The organism is Paenibacillus sp. FSL M7-0656 (assembly GCF_038003225.1).
In the GTDB taxonomy this organism is placed as follows: Bacteria; Bacillota; Bacilli; order Paenibacillales; family Paenibacillaceae; genus Paenibacillus; species Paenibacillus amylolyticus.
The window spans coordinates 899,393-922,473 of sequence record NZ_JBBOOT010000001.1; the positions used below are offsets into that span (position 1 = coordinate 899,393).

21 protein-coding genes are annotated in these 23,081 nt (G+C 44.2%); 4 read left to right on the forward strand and 17 right to left on the reverse strand.

Annotation, left to right across the window (positions count from 1 at the left end; genetic code table 11):
- Nucleotides 1-38: 38 nt before the first annotated feature.
- The 4 genes from MHI01_RS03795 to MHI01_RS03810 form a co-directional block, all read right to left on the reverse strand.
- Nucleotides 39-395 carry a hypothetical protein gene (locus MHI01_RS03795; RefSeq protein ID WP_101313750.1) on the reverse strand — a complete coding sequence of 119 codons (357 nt, stop codon included), beginning with the start codon at nucleotides 393-395 and terminating at the stop codon, nucleotides 39-41.
- Between the two features lie 121 nt (nucleotides 396-516).
- On the reverse strand, nucleotides 517-1,245 hold the full coding sequence (locus MHI01_RS03800; protein WP_036615952.1) for an amino acid ABC transporter ATP-binding protein: 729 nt from the start codon (nucleotides 1,243-1,245) through the stop codon (nucleotides 517-519).
- The gene (locus MHI01_RS03805) at nucleotides 1,238-2,683 is read right to left on the reverse strand and encodes an amino acid ABC transporter substrate-binding protein/permease (RefSeq protein ID WP_101313749.1); all 1,446 of its coding nucleotides are present in this window, start codon (nucleotides 2,681-2,683) and stop codon (nucleotides 1,238-1,240) included. Before MHI01_RS03805 ends, MHI01_RS03800 begins: the two co-directional genes overlap by 8 nt.
- A 344-nt stretch (nucleotides 2,684-3,027) precedes the next feature.
- Nucleotides 3,028-5,133 (reverse strand): serine hydrolase domain-containing protein, encoded by a 2,106-nt coding sequence (locus MHI01_RS03810; RefSeq protein WP_036615958.1) that lies wholly within the window; start codon nucleotides 5,131-5,133, stop codon nucleotides 3,028-3,030.
- A gap of 285 nt (nucleotides 5,134-5,418) precedes the next feature.
- On the opposite strand from MHI01_RS03810, the gene pdxR reads away from it, so the two are divergent.
- Nucleotides 5,419-6,849, forward strand: coding sequence for a MocR-like pyridoxine biosynthesis transcription factor PdxR (pdxR, locus tag MHI01_RS03815; RefSeq protein WP_101313747.1), 1,431 nt, complete (start codon nucleotides 5,419-5,421; stop codon nucleotides 6,847-6,849).
- Nucleotides 6,850-6,894: 45 nt separating this feature from the next.
- Entirely contained in the window at nucleotides 6,895-7,515 is a 621-nt protein-coding gene (locus MHI01_RS03820) for an NAD(P)-dependent oxidoreductase (RefSeq protein WP_340982562.1), read from the forward strand.
- A 96-nt stretch (nucleotides 7,516-7,611) separates the two neighbouring features.
- Here the strand turns inward: MHI01_RS03820 and glyA are convergent, their stop codons facing one another.
- The 10 genes from glyA to MHI01_RS03870 form a co-directional block, all read right to left on the reverse strand.
- Nucleotides 7,612-8,856 carry a serine hydroxymethyltransferase gene (gene glyA, locus MHI01_RS03825; protein WP_076327916.1) on the reverse strand — a complete coding sequence of 415 codons (1,245 nt, stop codon included), beginning with the start codon at nucleotides 8,854-8,856 and terminating at the stop codon, nucleotides 7,612-7,614.
- Between the two features lie 25 nt (nucleotides 8,857-8,881).
- Nucleotides 8,882-10,087: a benzoate/H(+) symporter BenE family transporter gene (locus MHI01_RS03830; RefSeq protein WP_340982563.1), complete on the reverse strand. Its 1,206-nt coding sequence runs from the start codon at nucleotides 10,085-10,087 to the stop codon at nucleotides 8,882-8,884.
- A gap of 19 nt (nucleotides 10,088-10,106) precedes the next feature.
- Nucleotides 10,107-10,850 carry a YggS family pyridoxal phosphate-dependent enzyme gene (locus tag MHI01_RS03835; RefSeq protein WP_339308445.1) on the reverse strand — a complete coding sequence of 248 codons (744 nt, stop codon included), beginning with the start codon at nucleotides 10,848-10,850 and terminating at the stop codon, nucleotides 10,107-10,109.
- Between the two features lie 326 nt (nucleotides 10,851-11,176).
- Nucleotides 11,177-12,109: a ribose ABC transporter substrate-binding protein RbsB gene (gene rbsB / locus MHI01_RS03840; protein WP_036615972.1), complete on the reverse strand. Its 933-nt coding sequence runs from the start codon at nucleotides 12,107-12,109 to the stop codon at nucleotides 11,177-11,179.
- Nucleotides 12,110-12,123: 14 nt separating this feature from the next.
- Complete coding sequence (locus tag MHI01_RS03845) at nucleotides 12,124-13,086, reverse strand: ABC transporter permease subunit (RefSeq protein ID WP_370511443.1); 963 nt, start codon at nucleotides 13,084-13,086, stop codon at nucleotides 12,124-12,126.
- A 10-nt stretch (nucleotides 13,087-13,096) separates the two neighbouring features.
- Nucleotides 13,097-14,578 (reverse strand): sugar ABC transporter ATP-binding protein, encoded by a 1,482-nt coding sequence (locus MHI01_RS03850; RefSeq protein WP_340982564.1) that lies wholly within the window; start codon nucleotides 14,576-14,578, stop codon nucleotides 13,097-13,099.
- Nucleotides 14,579-14,592: 14 nt separating this feature from the next.
- Complete coding sequence (gene rbsD / locus MHI01_RS03855; RefSeq protein ID WP_315935372.1) at nucleotides 14,593-14,994, reverse strand: D-ribose pyranase; 402 nt, start codon at nucleotides 14,992-14,994, stop codon at nucleotides 14,593-14,595.
- Nucleotides 14,994-15,872 (reverse strand): ribokinase, encoded by an 879-nt coding sequence (rbsK, locus tag MHI01_RS03860; RefSeq protein ID WP_036615980.1) that lies wholly within the window; start codon nucleotides 15,870-15,872, stop codon nucleotides 14,994-14,996. Before rbsK ends, rbsD begins: the two co-directional genes overlap by 1 nt.
- Nucleotides 15,865-16,854 carry a LacI family DNA-binding transcriptional regulator gene (locus MHI01_RS03865; protein ID WP_282321456.1) on the reverse strand — a complete coding sequence of 330 codons (990 nt, stop codon included), beginning with the start codon at nucleotides 16,852-16,854 and terminating at the stop codon, nucleotides 15,865-15,867. Before MHI01_RS03865 ends, rbsK begins: the two co-directional genes overlap by 8 nt.
- A 311-nt stretch (nucleotides 16,855-17,165) precedes the next feature.
- A complete protein-coding gene (locus MHI01_RS03870; RefSeq protein ID WP_340982566.1) occupies nucleotides 17,166-17,573 on the reverse strand; it encodes a cupin domain-containing protein in 408 nt (135 codons plus the stop codon).
- A 281-nt stretch (nucleotides 17,574-17,854) separates the two neighbouring features.
- Here MHI01_RS03870 and MHI01_RS03875 point away from each other — a divergent pair, with 281 nt between their 5' ends.
- Nucleotides 17,855-18,334 carry a TetR/AcrR family transcriptional regulator gene (locus MHI01_RS03875; RefSeq protein ID WP_445744893.1) on the forward strand — a complete coding sequence of 160 codons (480 nt, stop codon included), beginning with the start codon at nucleotides 17,855-17,857 and terminating at the stop codon, nucleotides 18,332-18,334.
- Nucleotides 18,335-18,493: 159 nt separating this feature from the next.
- A complete protein-coding gene (locus MHI01_RS03880; RefSeq protein WP_340982568.1) occupies nucleotides 18,494-19,462 on the forward strand; it encodes a DMT family transporter in 969 nt (322 codons plus the stop codon).
- A 106-nt stretch (nucleotides 19,463-19,568) separates the two neighbouring features.
- Here MHI01_RS03880 and MHI01_RS03885 read toward each other — a convergent pair whose 3' ends face one another.
- From MHI01_RS03885 to MHI01_RS03895, 3 genes are all read right to left on the reverse strand, one after another.
- Nucleotides 19,569-20,711, reverse strand: coding sequence for a DUF4309 domain-containing protein (locus MHI01_RS03885; RefSeq protein ID WP_340982569.1), 1,143 nt, complete (start codon nucleotides 20,709-20,711; stop codon nucleotides 19,569-19,571).
- 294 nt (nucleotides 20,712-21,005) lie between these two features.
- Nucleotides 21,006-22,139, reverse strand: coding sequence for a serine hydrolase domain-containing protein (locus tag MHI01_RS03890; protein WP_340982570.1), 1,134 nt, complete (start codon nucleotides 22,137-22,139; stop codon nucleotides 21,006-21,008).
- A 331-nt stretch (nucleotides 22,140-22,470) separates the two neighbouring features.
- Entirely contained in the window at nucleotides 22,471-23,055 is a 585-nt protein-coding gene (locus MHI01_RS03895) for a nitroreductase family protein (RefSeq protein WP_340982571.1), read from the reverse strand.
- Nucleotides 23,056-23,081: the final 26 nt, after the last annotated feature.

Below are 23,081 nucleotides of genomic sequence, written 5' to 3' on the forward strand. Positions count from 1 at the left end.
GGTCTGTCGTTCATTAGACAGACCTCTCTCTCATTTCATCAGTATGTATCCATGGCTTGAACGGCCAGATGAAATGCTTTAATCCTTCTTTCTAGAAGAGTCTTTTGTGGGCTACCTTCTTTGGAATTGGCATACATGCTCTCTAGAGATGGGAACAATCCCATCAAGACAAGACGAGCTTCTGCGATATCTTCCTCCGTGTAGGGATGAGATTTCTGATTCCATACCTTTTCCAACAGTGCTAGGCCGATGTATAAAGCTTGGAGACGTTTCTGTAACAATGTTGTGTTATTCCTTTTCTGAGTCATATTCACTAAGGCATTTTCCGATTTGCGGATGGTTGATTGAAAGGCTTTAATGGATTGCAGTTGATCTTCTTGTGACACGTTTTCCATAGAGTATAGACCTCACTTTCTTGGCTTAGTTTGTTCGGTCTTTCTATTAAATCACCTCATAAATATAACAAAAAAAGCCGCTAAAATAGCGACTTTTAATGTATTCATTCTCGATTCAGTGCTAGAGTACCTTTTCCAAAAAGCTGATCGTCCGTTCATTCTTCGGATTTCCAAATATCTCTTCAGGAGTGCCCTGCTCGACAATATAACCACCGTCCATGAAGATCACACGATCAGCTACTTCACGAGCAAAACCCATCTCATGGGTAACAATCATCATCGTCATGCCTTCGCTCGCGAGGTCCTTCATAACACCGAGGACTTCTCCTACCATCTCAGGGTCAAGCGCCGACGTCGGTTCATCAAATAACATAACATCCGGATTCATAGCAAGCGCACGAGCGATAGCTACACGTTGTTTTTGTCCACCTGACAGTTGTGTTGGGAAGCTCTCTGCTTTATCAGACAGACCCACACGCTCAAGTAATTTGAGTGCTGTATCACGAGCCTGCTGTGCATTTAATATCCCGAGTTCTCTGGGCGCAAACATGATGTTTTTAAGCACACTAAAATGAGGGAACAAGTTAAAATGTTGAAATACCATTCCAATATTTTCGCGAGCTTTGTTCAGGTTGGTTTTAGGGTCATTCAGATCCTGATCATCCACAATAACCCGGCCTGCCGTAATCACATCTAATTGGTTAATGCAGCGCAAGAAGGTACTTTTTCCCGAACCGGAAGGCCCGATGACACAGACAACTTCTCCTTCGTTGACCGCCACATCAATTCCCTTGAGGACCTGATTCGAGCCGAAACTTTTCTTCAAACCTTCAACTTTTATTTTAGCCACGACGAACCTTCACCTCCAGATAATCAGCAATTTTGGTCAATGTGATGATGACAATCAGGTACATAACCGCAACCGTTAACCAAATGTCAAAAGAGGAGAACGTTCTTGCAATAACAATTTTACCCGATTGTGTCAACTCTACGAGACCAATAACGGATAAGATTGACGTATCCTTCAACGTGATAACCATCTGGTTAATGAAGGACGGAATCATAACCCGCACTGCCTGCGGAATAACGATCTTTATCATCGCTTTGCGATAAGGAATGCCCAATGAACGGGCAGCTTCCATCTGACCACGATCAATCGATTGAATCCCGCCTCGGATAATCTCGGTTACGTACGCCCCTGCATTCAGACTAAGTGTCAGAATAGCCGCCAGGAACAATGGCATCGTGAAGCCCATCGCCTGTGGAATCCCGAAATAGATAAAGAATGCCAGGACAATCAGCGGAATACCGCGGAAGATATCCACAAATACGGTGGCAACAACTCGAAGGAATTTGTTCTGTCCCACCTTCATGAATCCGAAAATCAGACCGATGATAAACGCAAAGAACAGGGATACAATCGTGTATAAAAGTGTTTTTCCCAGACCTTTAAAAAGTGCAGGAAGAGATTTCTGTATTAACTCCCAACGCCCCAGATTTGCGACTTGGGAATTCTCTCCAACATATTCTTCGATAATGCGCTTGTACTCACCGTTTGCTTTGATATTCACAAGACCAGCATTGAACATCTCCAGAAGTTCCTGATTTTTACCCTTACTTACCGCAAATCCGTAGGAAGCCCCGTCTTCTTTGGCGGTAACGATTTTCAAACCATTATTCTGCTTTACCCCATATCTTAGAACGGGTTCATCTTCAAAACAGGCCACCGAATTACCGGTCTTTACATCATCATACATTTGATATGATTCATCGAATGGAACAATGGTAAAGCCATATTTTGAGGCGATGGACTCAGCAAAGCTGTACCCTTCTGTTCCCGTTTTTACAGCGACCTTTTTACCACGAAGATCTTCGTAACTTTTAATGGTATCATTATTGGAACTAATCCCCATAACAACGCCTGAATCATAATATGGCTCTGAAAAATCAAATTTCGCTTTTCGCTCATCCGTAATACTCATCCCTGCGATCACACCATCGACTTGATTCGCCTCAAGTGCCTGTACAGCTGCGTTAAATCCCAGGGATTTGATTTGATACTTGAAATTTTGATCTTTGGCGATGGCATCCAGCAAATCCATGTCGATACCAACAAAATCACCATTCTCATCTTCATATTCGAATGGAGCAAATGTGACATCAGTTCCGATAACATAGGTTTTACCGGAATCGGACGCTGCAGCAGCGTTCCCTACCCATCCCGATAGACCGCTCACCAGGAGCAGCATCAGTGAAAGTATAAAAAATGAGATCTTCGTTGTTTTCATGTGTCCTCCCCGTCTCGGTATTGTCCGAATAATCATTATTTTCTTTGGAATCGGTATTACGGTTATGCTTTTTGTCGATCTTCTGCCCATTTGATTGTTATTATTTACTGTATATTAACAATCAATGCTTTGCCTTTCCACTTGCAACATTTTCCTCCATCATTTTTTTCCAACCAGTAAAAGTCCTTTTAATACTTACCCTTTAGGTAAGCTTCGCGAAACCCAATATTACATTGTGAATCTGAAAAAAGGTACATTTACTTTCAAACGTATTATTTAAAATTTAAAACTCAAAAAAAGCCGCGATTTCCGCGACTTTTTATTGTACAGTTTTTTATAATCTATTAATTTGCTCTGGTTGTCAATACAATCTCGAACTTCGAACCAGCTTCACCCGCGAATACAATAGTTCCGTTCTCAGGCAACACAATTTCGTTTTGTCCACTGACCACTGTATGATTAATGCCTATGCCAGCTTGGTTATATACAGCAAATGCGCTGTTTGCAGACATCTTGACCGTCATTTCTTTACCTGCAGCTGATGCAGGAATCGAATACCATGTGGCATGACCATTCGCCTGAATCGTTGTCTTTGATTGTTTTCCCGCATAGATCGGTTTGATGATGTCTTGAGCAACATAAACGTTGCCTCCAGCTGTAACATATTCCACGCCATTTTCCTCATAGAAATTAAACTCCATCGTGTCACGGCCCGCTAATCCAGGAATTTGCAATTGGTTCACAGCTTGGTTAGCTCCAACGATTTTATTCGTGTAGACATAACCCGGCAGCTCATTAAAAGTATGAATGGGAATCATCGGCATCGCTGCGTTGTACAGTGTTGATGTGTATTTTTCATTGACCAACACGTAGGCTTTGCCTTCCCGTTTCTGCCATGCGGCCTTTACTTCTTCCGACAATTCATTGGTTTCAAGCTTTTCTGCCTTATATTCAGAGGAAGCAACTTGCCCAAGCCCAGGAACAGACTGATACGAGCGAGACCACAAATATGTGTGCCCGTTGACTTCCTGAACGAACTTCAGCTTTTCCGTAGCCGCATCATTAACAAATGAGCCATCAGCGGTGTACGTATAGGTCTGATCAGAACTGTTAGGAGACGACAGATTAGATAGCGTTAATTGCCCATCATCTTTTACGTCCAGCTTCATTAACATGTTTGCCCCACCAGCGTACATGCCTGTATGCTGTGAAAGTTCTGTTGGCATAGTTGTTTTCACAGGTGCATCATGTGACTTCTCCGGCTTACGATCTGGAATGATATTCTTCTCCTCAAGCGCGCCAAGCAACAGCTCAGTTGCCAGCAATTGATCCGTTGAGCTATGACCACCCGAAGAGGTTACGGCAGCAGCCATATTATATTCCGGTAACACAATCAAGGAGGAATGATAGGTTATTGTATTGCCACCTTTGCTTACTGCCTGGATGCCGTAATCATTAAAAGGAAACAGGTTCACGCTGTCCCAGCCCAGGCCGTAACCAATAGAAGAATCGCCTTCTTCCGGCCACATGCCTCTCTTGTATTCTTCTTGCTCCATGGCCTCTACGGATTCCTCCGAAAGAACACCTTCAACCTCACCTGTAAAGATTTTCGAGAACTGAACCAGATCTTCAGCGGTGGAATAGATGCCTCCCGAGGCAATCATATTTGTAGTCTCTAATGGAAGTTTCTCCTCATCCGAAGGGGCATATGTTGCTGCCATCTTGCTAAGCTCTACAATATCCTGCGGTGTTTTGGTATGCTCCATACCAAGAGGCTCGGTTATGTACCGGTGCATGAAAGTTGTGAAGTCCATGCCACTGACCCGCTCAACCAAAATTTCAGCTAATGTAAAACCGTCATTACTATACACCGAGTATGCGCCAGGATCGGCCTTCAGATGTTGCGTCGCCAATTGTTCCAGTAACGTATCATGTGCATAGGTATCATTATCTCCAAACAGTATTGCACTGTTACTTGACGTTCCTAGAAGCCCGGATGAATGATTCAGTAACATGCGTGGTGTAATCTGTTGGTAACGCTTGTCTTTCATTTTAAAGTCCGGAATATACTTCACGACAGGCTCATCAAGATCGATCTTGCCCTGGTCCACTAGCTTCATTACGGCGGTTGTGAGCATCATTTTGCTGGTTGAACCAATGCCATACATGGTATCTGAAGAAAGCGGGATGTTGTTTATCAGGTCGCTTTTTCCTGCCTGACCGGAGATCACAATCTCACCCTCATCCATCAGTGCGTACTGCACACTTGTCGTAGCGTATGATTCAGTGAGTACCTTGGCCTTTGCACTTACTGCCTTTTTAGTTAGATCATACGTAGAGCTACTACCGTTACTGGTAGCGGGTGTGGCCATGGCCGACATTGGGGACATCATTGCAAACACCAAAGTTATGGCGGCGATAGACGTTCGTTTCTTTCGTGTCAATCTCATCTTCTCCTGTCTAGTCTATGGATTAGGAATCTCTGTGTTCGTACTCCCGTAGTGTAACCGAAGAAGATGAACTGTCTGTGGCTTGAATATGAATCGAGTATGAACCAAGCAGGACCGACCAAAATAGGTTGGACACACGGTAAAAATCGCTTTAGTTCAGCTTTGTTTTGTTTGCAAATTAAACTTTTGCTATAATGGTATATCAATCAATGGAGTGCCAGTAAGATGGCTAAGCACATAAATAAATGCAATCCATAATTCACCATGAGTAATGGAGTTGAAGCAATGCTAAAAGTTAATCGGAATGACCAACGCCCGATCTGGCAGCAACTTTTGGATCAAGCGATCCATAATATCACAACCGGGAAATGGCAACCAGGCGAACTGCTACTCCCCTCACGCGAACTTGCTCAATTAATTGGTGTTTCACGCTCAACCATACAGATTGTGTACGAGGAATTATTCAGCCGAGGGTATACGGTAACCTCCCGACGAGCCGGGACAAGAGTTAGTGATTGGACATATGCACCTCGTTCATCAGAAGGCGTCACGATGCAAGGGCCTATTCCGCCCGATCTGCCTACACTAAACGAATCGATTGGTCATCTGCATAGTTGGTTTGGCAATAGAGACAATCGCAAAATAGAAATTGATTTTAATCCCCACGAGCCTTATCTGGATGAAAGTTTCACAAAAGCCTGGAGGCAATCTTTTTTACAAGCTTCTACTGAACCCAATCTGGATCTTTGGGCTTATGGTGATGCCAGAGGGTTATTGGCGTTAAGAGAGCAGATTCAACGTTATTTGTCACTTGAACGAGGCATTCATATCGATGTTGATCAAATCTTGTTAACCTCAGGTGCACAACATAGCATTGATTTAATTGCCCAGGCTCTCTTAAGTGAGGGAGACAGAGTTTCGGTTGAAGATCCCGGCTTCCCTGCCGCTTGGATGGCGATGAAATACCGCCGGATGCAAGTCGATCCCGTTCCGGTTGATGAGTATGGATTATGTGTAGATCATATTCACCCACAGACGAAACTCGTATTTGTCACACCTTCTCATCAATGCGCCGTTGGTGTTATTATGTCGGAGCCACGCAGGCAACAATTGATGCACTTGGCAACTCATCATCGATATTGGATTGTTGAGGATGACTACGATAGCGAATTTAGGTACCGTGGAGATCCACTTCCAACTATATTTAGTCAGCAACCTCAGAATACGCTTTATATGATGAGTTTTTCCAAAATGGTTGCACCTGGCATTCGACTATCCGCTATCATCGGCCCCAAAATAGCCATCGATCGCCTTACCCAAGTTCATGAATTAACCTATCGTCATCTGCCGATTATGGAACAATTAACGCTAACTCATTTTATTGAGCGTGGTCATTTTATGCGCCATATGAGAAGAGTTCGGAACATATACCGACGCAGACACGAAGTCATGACCAAAGCCATTGTTGCTTCTGGGCTAGGCTCACGATTTACATTAAGTGGTGTGGAAACGGGATTACATATGCTTCTAGAATCTGAAACGTCATTTGACGAAGAAGCGCTGACAAATGCTGCCCTTGATCAAGGTGTACGCGTGTATCCGCTTAGTAGATATTGCTTGGAGAGCCATCGAAAAGGATGGATATTAGGTTTTGCGAAAGTGGATGAGGAGCAGATTGAGGAAGGCATACATCGGCTTGCAAAGATTGTATTATGATGGAGAACATGCTCTCCAATCGGATTCGAAAGGATGTTTTTTGTAATGAAAATTTTAGTGTTAGGAGCCACCGGACGGGTTGGAAGTCATCTCGTCTCTAATGCCCTACGTTCCAATCATCATGTAACTGCACTGGTTAGAAGCCCGGAAAAGGTACAAATCAACGATGACAATTTCGTTCTACATCAAGGAAACGCTTTAGTCAAAGAGGATATTCATCACGCCATACAGGGTGTGGATTTCGTTGTTAGTTCCTTAAGTACCGATGGAACAACTACATTATCGCAATCCATGGGACATATTGCTGAGGCTATGGCTCAGGAGCGTATCAAAAGAATCATTACCATTGGTACAGCAGGAATATTGGAAAGTCGAACGGATCCTGGCTTGCTTCGTTTTCAATCCCCTGAGTCCAAACGTAAGTCCACGCGAGCAGCTGAAGAGCATCTGGAGATGTACAACATTCTGAAGGCTTCAGAGTTAGAATGGACCATCGTGTGTCCTACCTACTTATTTGATGGAGAATCTCTTGGTAAGTACCGGGTTGAGCGCGACTATTTGCCTGACGGTGGAACTTCTATATCTGTAATCGATACTGCGGAGTTTGCTTATCAGCAATTAATGTCTGATGAGTATGTACAGTCTCGTGTAGGTATAGCCTACTAGGGCTGTCTTAAGTTTCAATATAAACAAGCACATTACGAGCCTGCAATTGTTATCCATTAGGAACAATTGCAGGCTCTATTTGTGTCTGCTGTTGAGCTATTTAAGCCCTTCATATAGAGGAAATTGCGAAGTGATTTCACGGACACTACCTAATATTTGATTTTTCACATCCGAGTTCTTTGGATTTTTAAAAGCAAGCCCTATCAGCTGAGCAATTTCTTTCATTTCCCTGGCTCCAAGCCCTCTTGAAGTCATAGCCGGAGTTCCAAAACGAATACCGCTTGTAACCAAAGGACTTGCCGTATCGTGAGGAATTGCATTTTTATTCGCCGTAATCCCTACTTCATCCAGTAAAGCTTCGGCTTCTTTGCCTGTAAGGCCCATAGTTCGTAAGTCAACCAACACGATATGATTATCTGTTCCTCCCGATACAAGGGTAAGTCCTTCATTCATTAAAGTTTCTGCCAATACGTTGGCGTTATTCAGAACACCTTCAATATATGTTGTGAACTCGGTTTGCAATGCCTCGCCTAATGCCACCGCTTTCCCCGCGATAACGTGCATGAATGGCCCGCCCTGAGTCCCCGGGAATACAGCTTTGTCTATCGCCTTTGCCCAGGACTCCCGGCACAAAATGGCTCCCCCTCGTGGTCCTCGTAAGGTCTTGTGTGTGGTGGTTGAAACAAAATGGGCATGTGGTACCGGGTTAGGGTGTAAACCTGCCGCAACAATTCCTGCTATATGCGCCATATCAACAAAGAAAAGAGCTCCCACTTCGGCGGCAATCTGGGCAAATAATTCAAACTCAATGGTCCGCGGGTATGCACTTCCACCTGCAACAATCATGCGTGGACGATACTTATAAGCAAGTTTACGTACTTCGTCAAAGTCAATGCGGCCCGTCTGTGCATCGACACCATATGAAACAAAATTGTAAAACCTACCTGAAAAATTAACAGTACTTCCGTGTGTTAGATGACCACCCTGGGATAGATTCATGCCAAGGATTGTGTCCCCAATCTCAACCGAGGCAAAATATACTGCCATGTTGGCCTGAGAACCGGAGTGAGGCTGCACATTCGCATGTTCAGCGCCAAAAAGTGCTTTAAGGCGGCTATTTGCTATCTCTTCGACTGTATCGACATGCTCACACCCGCCATAATATCTTCTGCCCGGATACCCCTCCGCATATTTATTGGTCAATACCGAACCTGTTGCTTCCATCACAGCTTGACTTACAAAATTCTCTGATGCAATCAGTTCTATCTTATCCCGCTGCCTTCCAAGCTCTTGCTGGACAGCCATTCCTATTACTTTATCTTGCTTCTCCAAATGTTTCATGAACATCTTCCTCTCCATATTACGGTTATTTATTCGTTCCAAGTTGTTTTTTGGGAAATTTACTATTCATCAGTAGATGTGCCATCATTCCTGCAAACAGTCCCCAAAATGCACCACCCACACCAAGCAAAGTCACATTCGCTGCTGTCGCCAAAAACGTAATCAATGCAGTTTCACGTCTCTTAGGGTCCGTTAATGCATTGGCAAGACTGCCACCGATCGTTCCAAGTAAGGCTAATCCCGCTAATGTTGCAATAAAGGTAGCAGGAAGAATCAAAAACAGAGCAGCCAATGTTACGCCAAAAATGCCGACAAAAATATAAAAAACACCACAAGCAATACCTGCAATATACCGCTTCGTTGAATCCTCATGTGCATCCTTTCCTGTACAAATCGCTGCTGTAATAGCTGCCACATTAAAAGCATGTGATCCGAATGGGGCTGCAAGAAGCGAACCCAAACCTGTTACAGCTAAAATAGGATTGGCACTTGTCTTGAATCCATCATTACGCAAAACAAGCATTCCGGGCATATACTGCCCTGTCAAGGTAATAATGAACAGCGGTAGCGCAACGCCAAGTAAAGCATTTAACGAAAATGCTGGAACAACAAATACAGGCGATGCTACAGCCAATTGGATTGTACTGAAGTCTGTTTTCCCCATGCATATCAAATAAATCAAACCGATTGCCAATATGCCAACAATGGCGTAACGGGAAGTAAACCTTCTTAGCACGATATAGCCTGCAAACAGTACAATCACAAGCAAAGGATCTACCTTCGCCCCTCCAAAGGCCGAAATACCAAACTGTAGTAAAATACCGGCTAACAATCCGGAAGCGATGCCTGGGGGAATAAGTCGAACGAAACGTTCAAACATGCCTGACAAACCTAAAATAATAAATCCGACTGCTGAAATCATGTAAGCGCCAATAGCTTCTGGATAAGGGGTTACCGCTAATGCTGAAACGAGAAACGCCACACCCGGTGTAGACCAGGCTGTAATAATCGGTTCCTTATATCGATAACTGAGCCAAATTCCCGTTACGCCTACCCCAATCGAGATGGACCAAATCCAGGAAGCGGTCATTTCCGGGCTTAAACCAGCCACTTTTGCAGCTTGAAAAACAAGGATAAACGTACCCCCGTAATTAACAATTACGGATATTAAAGCGGCGATCACCGGAGATATCAAATCACGGCCGCGTAACGAAGGGGATGCTGTCTTCATATTTAACACTACCTCTCACTTAATCATCGATGCGTGTGTTTTCATTCCAGTAATACTCGTCCGGTAAATAGCGTTGACCAAATACACTTGTCCCTACACGTATCATTGTAGCTCCTTCTTCAATGGCGACTTGGAAGTCACCAGACATACCCATCGATAAAATATCCATTTCTACGCGTGGAATATTTTTCTCTTTAATCTGTGTACGGATTTGGTTTAACAATCGAAAACAATGTCGTGTTTCTTCGTTTGTCGCATTCAGTTTTCCAATGGTCATTAAACCTTTCACGTTTAATGTCTCGAATTGAGACAACTGTTCTACAAGCTCAACGGCTGTTTCTGGAGAGGCACCAAATTTACTTTCTTCGTAGGACGTATTAATTTGCACAAGAATGTCTAAGCTCTTATTCTCTTTGAGAAGCTGGTTATGTAACGCTTGACCCAGTTTCAGACGATCTACGGAATGGATGAGAGTAACATATTTAACTACGTCCTTTACTTTATTTGTTTGCAGATGTCCGATAAAATGCCATTCCACCTGCTTGCTTTGTTCCATGAGTGGGAATTTGTCTCGGAGTTCTTGAGCTTTGTTTTCTCCAAACAAGACCTCACCTGCTTGAATAGCTATTTGTAATTTCTCTAGCGGTACCGTTTTGGTCGCGAGCAACAACTTGATGTCCTCTATGTTGCGACCTGAAGCCTGGCAGGCCAATGCCATTTGCTGTCTTACAGCTTGAAGATTTTCTTCTACTAGATGTTTCATGTCAGCCACCTTCTTTCTATTCCGAACAGGAATGAATCAATGAGATTAGCTCCTCCTTATGTATTGTGAAGACTGTGTGGAACGTCATGCTAGTATAGCAACGCATGGATTGGATATACATATCCAAAAATGCTATTTTGGAACAGTCCAAAACGACAAAGTAGACATTAATTCAATTGGGGTTCCTTTAATACGCTTTTAAAAGTCGATAATCTGATTGATGTGATGCCCGCACGCTTCTTCCAAAATGAAAAAAGCCGCTAAATTAGCGGCTTGGTTTAGTTCTATGTTCATGTCCAAAACGAAAATACATGTTTTATGATGATTTACTCATTCACATTTTCCTTGGTTACCAGCTTCAATTCAGCGGGAATCGATGACTCCACCTGCTTGCCACTGAGCACATCCAGAGCTGCTTGCAGCGCCAGTTGGCCAATCAGTATAGGCTGCTGAGCGACTGTTGCCGTCAATTTCCCATCCTGAATGGATTTGATTGCATCATCATTACCATCAAATCCGATGACCGGAATGTCTTTACCTGAGCTTTGAATCGCTTCAATTGCACCAAGTGCCATCTCGTCATTATGGGCAAATACCGCTTGTACGTCTGGATTACCTTGTAGCAAGTTCTCCATGACATTTAATCCTTTGGACCGATCGAAATCAGCAGATTGTTTGGAAACCACATCAAGTTGCTTGTCAGCCACTTCATGGAAACCTTTACCCCGTTCTCTTGTTGCGGAAGCACCAGGCACACCCTCAAGTTCAATGACTTTTGCTCCCTCACCCAGTTGTTCCACAAAATATTCAGCTGCCATGCGTCCACCTTTAACGTTATCAGATGCCACTAGTGCCGCCACTTCGCCTTTATCTGCGGAGCGATCCAGCGTGATCACAGGAATGCCCACACTATTAGCGGATTGAACCGCTGTGGAGATCGCTGCAGAGTCCGCGGGGTTAATCAGAAGTGCACTAACACCTTGCTGAATGAGATCATCCACATCATTGGTTTGTTTCGCCGAATCGTTCTGCGCATCCACCACGATGACCTGTATTCCCTGTTTTTTGGCTTCAGCCATTACCCCGTCCTTCAGTGATACAAAGAATGGATTGTTTAGTGTAGATATCGACAAACCTATTTTCTTCTGTCCGTTACTTTTGTTTGGGTTAGGTTTCGCCCATTCCGGTGGCTCCAGAGAGCACCCGGCCAGAACGATGATCATCAGCATACTTATGAGTGTTACAGTCCACTTTTTCATATTCGCTTCTCTCCTTATGCTGTTTTCTTGCGGTCCAGCAGGACAGCAATGGCAATGACGATACCTTTTACAACCATTTGATAAAATGAGTTTACTTCAAGCAAGTTCAATCCATTATTCAACACGCCGATAATCAGAACACCGATCAGTGTACCAACGATGCGTCCGCGTCCTCCAGCAAGACTTGTACCACCCAATACAACTGCTGCGATTGCATCCAGCTCGTAGGATGTACCTGCCGTTGGTTGCGCTGAATTCAAACGCGATGTCAGAATTGCACCTGCCAGAGCAGCGAGCATACCCGTCAGGGAGTAGATCATAATTTTCACGCGATTAACTTTGATACCCGAGATAATGGAAGCTTTCTCATTACCGCCGATGGCGTACGTTTTACGACCAAAAGCCGTTTTATGCAAAACAATCCACAGAATCATGAAGGTAATCAGCATCGTGATTGCAGGTACCGGAATGCCCAGCAGGTAACCGCGGCCAAACAGTTGGAATAACAGGTTATCCCCGAGTCCTGTAATTGGATTACCATTGGTGTACACCAATGTCAGTCCTCTGAATATCGTCATGGTTGCCAATGTAGCGATAAACGGAGCCATTTTACCTTTGGTAATCATTAGTCCGTTCACCATACCCATGACACCACCGAGTGCTACACCAATGATGATGGACAAGATCGGATCGAGACCAGACAACATCATATTTGCTACAAAAGCACTGGATAAAGCCAGGATTGAGCCGACCGACAGATCAATTCCACCCGTCAGGATAACAAACGTCATACCAAAGGCAATCAGCGCATTAATCGAGACTTGACGCAATAAATTCAAGATATTGAGCGGTTCCAAGAAACTTGGATTCAACACTGATACGATGAGAATAAGAATGATTAAGCCAAGCAGCGGTCCCAATTTTTGTATCACGTTTGAGAAACGGAATCCGCTTTTAGCCGTTTTGTTTTCCTGCATTGTTGTCATATCACTGTCCCCCTGTGGCCAATGTCATAATGTGTTCTTGTGTTGCTACTTCCCTTGCAACCTCGCCACTGATGTGTCCCTCATGCACAACCGCGATCCGGTCACTCATGCCAAGCACTTCAGGCAGCTCCGACGATACCATGATGATTGCAACGCCGCGGTCAGTCAGTTCATTCATCAATTCATAGATTTCACGCTTCGCCCCGACATCCACTCCGCGGGTAGGTTCATCCAGGATAAGCACGCTTGGTCCGATACCAACCCATTTCGCAATAACCACCTTCTGCTGGTTACCCCCGGATAGATTCCTTGCCGCCGTCTCGGAGGATTGCGTTTTGATCTGTAGACGTTTGATCAGTGTATCTACGAAGTCTTGTTCCTTTGAAGTTGAGATGAAACCTTTGCTTGAGAAACTGAACAGATTTGGCAACGCCATATTCTCGCGAATAGAGAAGTCTAATACCAGCCCTTCATCCTTGCGGTCTTCTGTAATAAACCCGATTCCATGTTTCACTGCATCTGCCGGTTTACGAATGTTCGCTTTTTTGCCGCGGATGAAGATTTCACCGCTATCCAACGTATCCAAACCAAAGATGGTTCTCATGATCTCTGTTCGTCCAGAACCCATGAGTCCTGAGAAACCGAGTATTTCCCCCGCTCTCACGGTGAAGTTAATATTCTCGAATAGACCTTTGCTACTTGCATTCCTTACTTCGAGGACAACTTCACCATAAGAAGGATTCCGGACAGGATAACGCTCGGTAAGTTCACGACCTACCATTTTCCGCACCACTTCATCAAAGCTTGTCTGCGGAATAGCTTGTGTGTCTACCGTTCTTCCGTCACGCATGATGGTAATCCGGTCACAGATCGTGAATATCTCCTCCATTCGGTGAGAAATATAGACGATGGATACGCCTTCCTTCTTCAGCGAGCTGATTACACCAAACAGCTTCTGGATCTCACGCTCCGTAAGTGCTGCTGTTGGCTCATCCATAATGATGACTTTGGCATCTGTCATTAGCGCTTTGGCAATCTCGATCATCTGTTGTTGCCCGACAGAGCACTCTCCCACAGGACGTTCCAGTGGTATGTCTACGGAAAGCTTGGCGAACTGTTCTTTGGCAAGCGCTTTCATTTGTCTTGTGTTGAGCAATCCGAATGATGATGTCATTTCCTTACCAATAAAGAGGTTATCCAGCACCGTCATTTCAGGCCATACATTCAGTTCCTGATGTATGAATGTGATACCCAGTTTCTCGGCTTCCTTCGGACTTGCAAAATAGTTTTCTTCTCCGTCTATGCTGATGGTTCCCTGATCACGCTGATGAAGACCAATCAGGATATTCATCAGTGTGGATTTGCCGGCTCCATTCTCCCCCATCAGGGCATGAACTTCACCATCTTTTAGTTCAAAATCCACTCCGCTCAGCACCTGATTCGTTCCAAACGCTTTATGAATGTCTTGCATCTGAATGTGCATTACGCAACCTCCTTTTAACCGAAATGGACTCCCGATTGTAAAATGCAATTGGCATAGGGTGTGGCTTCACCTGTGCGGATAACAGCTTTCACCTGCCGTGTTAATTCTTTGAATTGTTCGTGGCTGACGGAAGCATCGATTGCTTCTACCCCGAATTTCTCTGTGATGAATTGCATGGCTACGGGATTGCCTTCGCAAATCTCTTCAGCCACAATGACTTTCTCAATGACCATATCTTCAGCGATCGCTTCCACCACTTCGCGAAAACTTGGTGTTCCCAGTTTGAGGGCCAGATCAATTTTGAGTACCCCGTCCGGTACCGGCAGACCTGCATCCGCAATCGCAATCATGTCCGTATGGCCCAGATCAGACAAAATCTTGGAAATGTGACTATTCAACATGCCATTTCTTTTCATTACAAGCTCTCCTCTACTTCATCACGTGTCGGCATGCCGCCCTGCGCTCCGAACTTGGTGACGGACAACGATGCAGCCCGATTGGCGAAGCGTATACTCTCTTGCAACGCTTTTCCTTCAGCCAAAGCGACTGCAAATGCGGCGTTGAACGTATCCCCTGCCCCCGTAGTATCAACAGCCTCAACTTTATAAGTTGGGACTAGAATTTCGTCAGTGCCATCAAAGTACCGTACACCTTTACTGCCCTCCGTGATGAACAACTTGTTTGGATACTGACGTAATGCCTGTGCCGGACTCATGCCCTGAAACAAAATCTCAGCTTCATGCTCGTTCGGTGTGATATATGCAGCGTTGTCGATCACTTCTTGCGGCAATGTTCTCGCCGGTGCGGGATTAAGCAGCAGCGGTGTTCCGAATTCTGCACATAATGCACTCACATGCACAACCGTTTCCTCCGGAATTTCCTGCTGAATTAATACGATATCTGCATCGCGGATCACTTCAGCTGCTTCATCGACATATGCAGGAGTGACTTCCCGATTCGCCGCTTCAACCACTACGATACTATTATCACCTTCTGCCAGAATGATATGAGCCGTACCACTTTCTAAATGTGTAACCGGTTTCACATTTTGCGTATTTACAGCATTTGCTCTAAAGTTCTCTACAATATCTTTGCCAAAAGCATCGTCGCCTACCCGGCCGATCATCGCAACCTCGGCACCCAGTCGTGCAGCGGCAACAGCCTGATTGGCTCCTTTGCCACCAGGAACTGTTTTGAAGCTATCACCAAGAACGGTTTCCCCCGCTCCCGGCCGTCTTGACGAAGTAACAACCAGATCCATTGAACTGCTTCCAATTACACATATTTTAGCCATCTGATCTCACCTTTCTCGTAGTGCCCCGTTCGATGAAACTTACGGGCAACTGTATGTTTTTATTCTCTATTGCAGCTTGTTCCACAAGCTGGATAAGTAATCCCGCCGCTTCTCTTCCCATCTCGTATGCTGGCTGACGGATGGTGGACAATGCCGGCGATAACAGGCTGCTCATCGGAATATCATCGAAACCAATCACTTGTACGTCATCAGGAACCTTTCTTCCGATTCGTGATGCCTCATGCAGTACTGCCATGGCTGCGATGTCATTGCTGGCAATGACCCCGTCTGTGTCCGCATATTTCCTGAATAATTCTTCAGCCCATACACCTGCCTCGTTAATTGAAAATGAGGTCGTCTGGATCACCCGGTAGTCTAACCCAGCATCACGGATGATTTCAATCGCCCCTTCAAAACGATCTTGAGCGGGTCTGATCTGTGACGGTCCCTGCATAACTGTGATCCGGCGACTGCCGCGTTTGATAATCTCCCTTGCAGCTAGTCTTCCACCTTCCCTGCCATCCGCATACACGGATGGACGATCCAGTGAAGTTCTGTCCAGAAACACAACGGGAATCTTTAGTTTTTCATATATCGAAGAATGAGGGTAGTTCGTTGAAGAGATCACACCAACCACGTTGTTCTGGATAAACGTCTGGATGTAATCCTGCTCCTTCCGTTCTTCCTCGTCACTATTTCCAAATATCAGTCTGTAATCCTGCTCCTGCATCCGATCCTCTACGCCGCGGGCTAACTGCGGGAAATAAGGGTTCGTAATATCCGGCAACAACAGGCCAATCAGTTTGGACTTGCGTTTATATAATGAGCGTGCCACTTCATTTGGCGAAAAGTTAAGCGCCTTCACAGCATCTTCCACTTTTTTGCGTGTGTCGGCATGAACATAACCTCTATCATTAATGACTCTGGATACGGTGGCAACAGATACGCCAGCCAGTTGAGCTACGTCTTTAATTGTTGTCATAAGTTGCTCTCCTCTATGTGTAACCGGTTACAGACACTAAATTATCATATTATTTTCAATTTGACAAGCGTTTTCATTCTGGAAATTTCTCCAAGTATACATAAAGTGCACTGGAATCCATCTATATCATGGTTTTCTCCTGTCAGGGAGATCGATACTTCATAGACGTAAAGAGGCCATCACTCGATTAAAACTCAGAGTGATGGCACGCAGATCAACATAAAATCAGCAAGCTCCTGAACTTAATTAGCCTTTAATTTAACAAATTAGATAGTACCATTTTCGAATAAATCAATTCATAGCGTTTATTTTTATAACTCCCCATAAACTTCATCTGTAACAGGTTCCAACCATTCCGGTGCACCTGCAGTGATCGCAATGTGTTCAAACCAACTATCTTTAGCGGCCCCATGCCAGTGTTTTACACCATCATGAGTCACAATAACATCGCCGGCTTTTAGGAATTGAGCAGGTTTTCCTTCTTCCTGATACCAACCTTCCCCACCAGTCACTAACAATAGCTGAAATCCACCGCGATGGATATGCCAGTTATTTCTGCATCCCGGTTCAAACGTTACATTCCCAACACCCACATTCACTTTGGGATCAGCAACCAAGGATTGGAGATAACTTTGCCCTATGAAATATTGCGAAAATGCTTCGTTTTTTTCTCCTACCGGGAATATCACTCCATCTTTAACTTCTTCATATTTAGCCATTTTATTTCCTCCAATGTGATCTTATTGATTAATGCTTCCTGCTCCTATGTTGACCTAAATATGATTACACACATACGTGCGATATCGCACATTTGTGTATAATATAAAATAATTGCACTGCCTCTGCAAGGATCAAATGAACCCGATCTGTGCCTTATGGCGCAAAGGAACAACATTTGTGCAATTACTCTCTGGAAAGAATGGTGATTACTATCGTTTCTATCACAGATCGAAGAATACTTAAGTCTCAGGAAGCGATCAAATCCGCTTTTATCAAACTCATGAACGAGAAACCTTTTGATACCATTACAATGCAATATATCTCTGATCATGCAAATGTCGGCCGCAGAACGATATACCATCACTATTCGGACAAATTTGACTTGCTGGATAAATTAATTGAAGAACATATCGATGAACTAAGAAGATTGTGCAAGGAAGCATCCGATCTGGATTTTATAGAAAGCAATGTACTTTGGTTCGATTATTTTGAAGTTCACTATTCATTCTTCTCGGCTATGTTACTGAGTAAAGGAGCCCCTTTTTTCCGCAATCGCTTCCTGGCTCTTGTCATTGAAGAACTGGAAGATGAGGTGAATGTGACGGAGGGAAAAAATAAAGGACTAAAAAAAGAAGTGATTCTCACGTTCTTTGGTACAGCAATCGTGGGTATCGTGGAATCCTATTTCACGAATGGATTACCCCGGCAACCTCATATTGTCGCAGAACAAATAGGGATTTTATTAGAAAGGAATCTATAACATAGACTCCTCATGAACCGTTCCTTCTTTTAATCTGACCAATTGAAGAGCGGTTTATTAATTATCATTACAAAGATTAGCGATATGTGATATGGTCAGTGAGGATGTTAATAGATTCATACATACATATGTACATGAAATGTGAGGAGAAGATCGAAAGTGATAGAGAGAAATACCCTTGAGAAACCGAGTAAATTTAGTGATCCCATTTTTGTCATGCTCGTGGCAAGCCTGTGTTGCTTGTTATGGGGAAGCGCGTACCCATCCATTAAACTTGGATATATCGCGTTTGACATTCTGCCGGAAGATATTGCTTCCAAGTATGTATTTGCCGGATACCGGTTTACACTGGCGGGTATGCTGCTCTTGCTCCTGTCTCGTATCGTTAGAAAACAGAAGCTCCAATTAACCAAGCCACAGTGGACAGGCCTCATTATGTTAGGTATATTGCAAACGGGTTTGCAATATATGTTTTTCTACGTTGGCGTAGCCAATACGACAGGTGTCAAAGGCTCCATTATGAATGCAACTACGACCTTTTTCAGTGTTGTTCTGGCCCATTTCATCTATAAAAACGACAAATTAAGCAGAAATAAAATCGTTGGTTGCTTGCTCGGATTCGTTGGTGTAATCATCGTAAACTTCCATACGGATCTGCTTGCTTTTTCCTTTTCATTCACAGGCGAAGGCTTCGTTATTATAGCGGCACTTGTTTTTTCCGTTACGGCCCTTTACGCAAAACGTCTCACCGCCACCATCGATGTTCTGATCATAACAGGTGTCAGCTTATTCGTCGGGGGACTGGTACTTACGCTGTTAGGTCTATCACTCGGCGGTCGAGTTACTCATTTCACCTTGGAATCCACCAGTAACCTAATCTACCTGGCTTTGCTGTCATCCGTCGCATTTTGTCTATGGAATATGCTTCTCAAGTACAACAAGGTCGGAAGAGTGTCTGTCTATAACTTCCTAATCCCTGTATTTGGAGCTTTATTATCAGCGTTATTTCTGGGGGAAACGATCTTGGAGCTGAAAAATCTGGTCGCATTACTGTTCGTGTCAGTCGGCATTTATTTAGTCAATCGTGTACGTTCTGTGCAAAGCTCTAATAACACTCCAATGAAATAGACTACCCGTCCACTTCCATGGACAACCAAAAAAGCCGCTAATTAGCGGCTTTTCATGTAAATGTGATTAAGCTATGCTTTCATTTCTTTACGATGAATGCTATACCTTAATATATACTCGTAAAATCAATTAAGTCCTCTTCTTCCTCATAAGTGAATACAATGGCGTGATTACCCAATTGGTATACCATCTCATAACCAACCACGACTTCATTGTAATATTCTGAGGAAGGTTTTCCCATCCATATTTTCACATTCCGTGGTGAAAGATTCTGCTTTTCATTGTACAAATCAAAAACGGCAATACGTGATTTATTGGTAAGCTCGTGCATGTATGAATCAAACCCGACGCCGAATTTAGAATAAAAATAGTACGCTCCCCATTCCCCGTTTGAACGAGAATTGGGTTTTCCCAGCTTTTTTTGCGCATTTTGAAGCGTCATGCCAATCTTAACGTCCGTCCGGCCTGGCAACACACCCTTTAAAGCAGCTTCCTTTAGGCTTTTCAGGTAAGCGCGATCGCCAACACCCGAGTTCGGCCAAGCTTCTGAACGAAGGTTACGTGTATCTTCCAACCGCAATTCCAATTTGTTCACATTCAGCTTAAACGTATCAACCCCATAGACAAATTGAAGGTTGTTGTAATTTTTGAACTGCACTCGGGCACCTGAAAGAGTACGGATTCCATCATCTCTGCTTGCAGAGTAGGAATCGTCGATTTTTTTCCCCTTATTATCGACATATGTTACACGGCGCAATTCCCCGGAACGAACAATATACGTTTTCACCTCATTAAAATTAGAAGTTCCCCAATCGGTGATCATCAGCATGTCTGGTGTACTAGCCTCTTTGCTCTTCACAACAAAGTTCCAGGTTTGAGGCAAAATAATCGTATTCAGATCCAGTTTTGCTGCCTGAACAGTTCCGTATGCTGCACCTTTTTTCAGCAAGGCTGCACGATAAGTGCCTGAATAACTCTTGTCGCCTTTTTTATTGTTGGTCCAGCCATTTTCTTCGGTCAGCGTTCTCTTCTGTTCATCATAAGCGAAAATATAAACGGTGTAAGCCGTTTGTTTGGCATCACGAAGCGTAAATGAAAGCCGGCTCATACTTTCGAGCTGTTTGGCGGAGATTTGCTCTCCTTTGGCAGCAGCATTGGGTGGTAGCAGAAGCAATGCGCTCAGAACATAGGCGATTAAGGTAAGTACGGCCAGAGAAGCCCATTTTGCATTGTGTTTAGGGTGTATCATCGATGAATCTCCTTTGAGTAAAAAAATAAAATCTAACAGCTTTTTCTAATTAAGAATTGTTCACAATCTCAACATTCAAACAGGTACTTGCTAGCGTGTAATCTTGATCAAACTATGTAATGAATTTAAGTTCATGTTCAATAAGCATATCCTCCTACTAGTACTATTTTCCTAAGAATGATAACATACCCTTTCTAATAAAGAAATAACAATCTAATTAATAGATTTCGATCCATATAACATAAAAAAGCCGCTATTTAGCGGCTCTTCAAGTAACTTCGAATACGATATGATTTATAGACAGGAGTAAACCACATTACGTAAGCGTCGTTGAACGTATGGCTCCTGACTGTTCAGCAGGTGCTGTGCATACATAACTGTAAGCTCTGAATCCGGATCAATAATAGCCATACAACCAGCAGCGCCGCTCCATCCAAATTCGCCAATTGGACTCAGTGAGCCGCTTGCTGCTTTGGAGATATGTGTGCGAACACCCAGTCCATAACCGTATCCATACATATGATCCCAGGAATAATCAGCACGAGTCATCTCGTTCAGGTGGTCCGTTCGCATCAGTTCCACTGAAGCTTGTGACAGAATGCGCACGCCTTGGGGACTCGTACCATGCCCAGTAAGCGCGTTCAGAAAACGTGCATAATCGCTAACGGTTGATAGCAACCCTGCACCGCCGCTTTCCAGCTCCGTACCCACACGGAATCCATTGCCGTCCAAACGTACAGCCTTTTCAAACTCATCATTATAAGCATACTGTGGAATCAGGCGTGTCTGCTGCTCATCGTTCAGATTAAACGCTGTATCGTTCATGCCAAGGGGTCCGGTGATTTCGTCCCGCAGATACGTACCAAAGCGTTTGCCACTTACCACTTCCACCAAGGCTCCTAACACATCATGGCACATACTATAATTCCAGTGTGTCCCTGGTTCAAACAGCAGTGGTTCTTTCGCAAGCGCTCTCGCGAAGTCACGTGTTGGCAATGTTCCGTCGGTGCTTTTTACAGCTTCTTGAATGCTTGGACTACCCACGTCATACGAGAACCCGGCGGTCATGGTGAACAAATCACGAACTGTAATGGCTTTTGTCGCCTTTTCCAGCCGGATCTCGCCGTTCGCCATCGTTTTCTTTACCGTCATCTCAGCATACTCTGGCAGATAATCAGACAGTGGATCGCTTAGCAGCATTTCACCTCTCTCAACCAGTTGCAATCCTGCCACGCAGGTCATAATTTTGGTCATGGAGTATAGATTGAAGATCGCTCCATCACCGATAGGTGTTTTCTCTTCCAGATTGGCGTATCCATTACGATAATGGAAAACGGTATCATTTCGATGCATCACCAGCACCTCTGCCCACGGTATACGCCAGGATGTAATGCGGTCAATAAATGAAGCAAGCGGTTTAAAGTCCATTTTTTCCCGTCCTTCTATGTAAAATCGTTTATCATTTTGCGATGTGGTACATGTTCACTCCCACAATCGACATATTATTAATATACGACCTTTTACAACGATTGACTACCACCTATATGGCCTCAACCATCCATTTATTGACCGCCGAATTTGTATTTCATTTCGTTCATGATTTGGCAGGCAGTGTGAGATAACGTTAATCAGAAACAGTTTGAACTCCTCAATGTCTGACATCCAATCAACATCGATATTCAATTATGCAAAAAAGCCGCTATGTTCGCGGCTTACAATGAGTTCGTTTCACAGCTCGGAACCGTATGAAGTATCGCTACTACTGTACTTCTGCTCTTGCCGTGGAGACAAAGGTCATCAATTCTTCTACTGGTGTGCGAGGACGAGGTTTGGGAACCTTGTTTGTATCAAAATACCCCAGATGAAGTGTGCCAACAATTCTCTCCCCTGGTCTCACACCGGTCTTGAAGTAGAAATCAGGGTCAAAATTATATTCATTCGTCTTCCACACTACGCCGATATCCTGCTCCCATGCCAGGAGTTGAATATTTTGAATAAGGGCAACACTAGCCCCCACAGCATCTTCCCATACCCGTTGTCTCGGATCAGCCTCAATCACAACCAGCAGATGGGCTTGGATAGATTCGCAATAGTCCTTTTGCAACTTCTCTGTCCAGCGCTCCCGCTCATCTTTGGAAAACGTATGTAGCACCGCATCAGCAAATTGCTTCCGACCTTCTTCTACAAATAATATGAAGCGCCATGGCTCTTTACGGGAATGAACAGGTGCCCACACGGCCGCTTCCAGCAAGTGCATGATCGTTTCTTTCGCCAGCGGTTTGCCATTGAACTGACGAATGGTTCTTCGTTCACGAATGAGCTTCTCTACGACGGACGTTTCCATATGCATTAATCCTCCTGTCTAGTTTC

Bases quoted from the DNA above. Each gene is read 5' to 3' on its own strand.
- rbsK (WP_036615980.1), bottom strand. From the start codon at position 15,872: ATGGCTAAAATATGTGTAATTGGAAGCAGTTCAATGGATCTGGTTGTT.
- MHI01_RS03810 (WP_036615958.1), bottom strand. From the start codon at position 5,133: ATGAGATTGACACGAAAGAAACGAACGTCTATCGCCGCCATAACTTTG.
- MHI01_RS03850 (WP_340982564.1), bottom strand. From the start codon at position 14,578: ATGCACATTCAGATGCAAGACATTCATAAAGCGTTTGGAACGAATCAG.
- glyA (WP_076327916.1), bottom strand. From the start codon at position 8,856: ATGAAACATTTGGAGAAGCAAGATAAAGTAATAGGAATGGCTGTCCAG.
- rbsB (WP_036615972.1), bottom strand. From the start codon at position 12,109: ATGAAAAAGTGGACTGTAACACTCATAAGTATGCTGATGATCATCGTT.
- rbsD (WP_315935372.1), bottom strand. From the start codon at position 14,994: ATGAAAAGAAATGGCATGTTGAATAGTCACATTTCCAAGATTTTGTCT.
- MHI01_RS03890 (WP_340982570.1), bottom strand. From the start codon at position 22,139: ATGGACTTTAAACCGCTTGCTTCATTTATTGACCGCATTACATCCTGG.
- MHI01_RS03830 (WP_340982563.1), bottom strand. From the start codon at position 10,087: ATGAAGACAGCATCCCCTTCGTTACGCGGCCGTGATTTGATATCTCCG.
- MHI01_RS03875 (WP_445744893.1), top strand. From the start codon at position 17,855: ATGAACGAGAAACCTTTTGATACCATTACAATGCAATATATCTCTGAT.
- MHI01_RS03795 (WP_101313750.1), bottom strand. From the start codon at position 395: ATGGAAAACGTGTCACAAGAAGATCAACTGCAATCCATTAAAGCCTTT.
- MHI01_RS03845 (WP_370511443.1), bottom strand. From the start codon at position 13,086: ATGCAGGAAAACAAAACGGCTAAAAGCGGATTCCGTTTCTCAAACGTG.
- pdxR (WP_101313747.1), top strand. From the start codon at position 5,419: ATGCTAAAAGTTAATCGGAATGACCAACGCCCGATCTGGCAGCAACTT.
- MHI01_RS03885 (WP_340982569.1), bottom strand. From the start codon at position 20,711: ATGATACACCCTAAACACAATGCAAAATGGGCTTCTCTGGCCGTACTT.
- MHI01_RS03870 (WP_340982566.1), bottom strand. From the start codon at position 17,573: ATGGCTAAATATGAAGAAGTTAAAGATGGAGTGATATTCCCGGTAGGA.
- MHI01_RS03820 (WP_340982562.1), top strand. From the start codon at position 6,895: ATGAAAATTTTAGTGTTAGGAGCCACCGGACGGGTTGGAAGTCATCTC.
- MHI01_RS03835 (WP_339308445.1), bottom strand. From the start codon at position 10,850: ATGAAACATCTAGTAGAAGAAAATCTTCAAGCTGTAAGACAGCAAATG.
- MHI01_RS03805 (WP_101313749.1), bottom strand. From the start codon at position 2,683: ATGAAAACAACGAAGATCTCATTTTTTATACTTTCACTGATGCTGCTC.
- MHI01_RS03865 (WP_282321456.1), bottom strand. From the start codon at position 16,854: ATGACAACAATTAAAGACGTAGCTCAACTGGCTGGCGTATCTGTTGCC.
- MHI01_RS03895 (WP_340982571.1), bottom strand. From the start codon at position 23,055: ATGGAAACGTCCGTCGTAGAGAAGCTCATTCGTGAACGAAGAACCATT.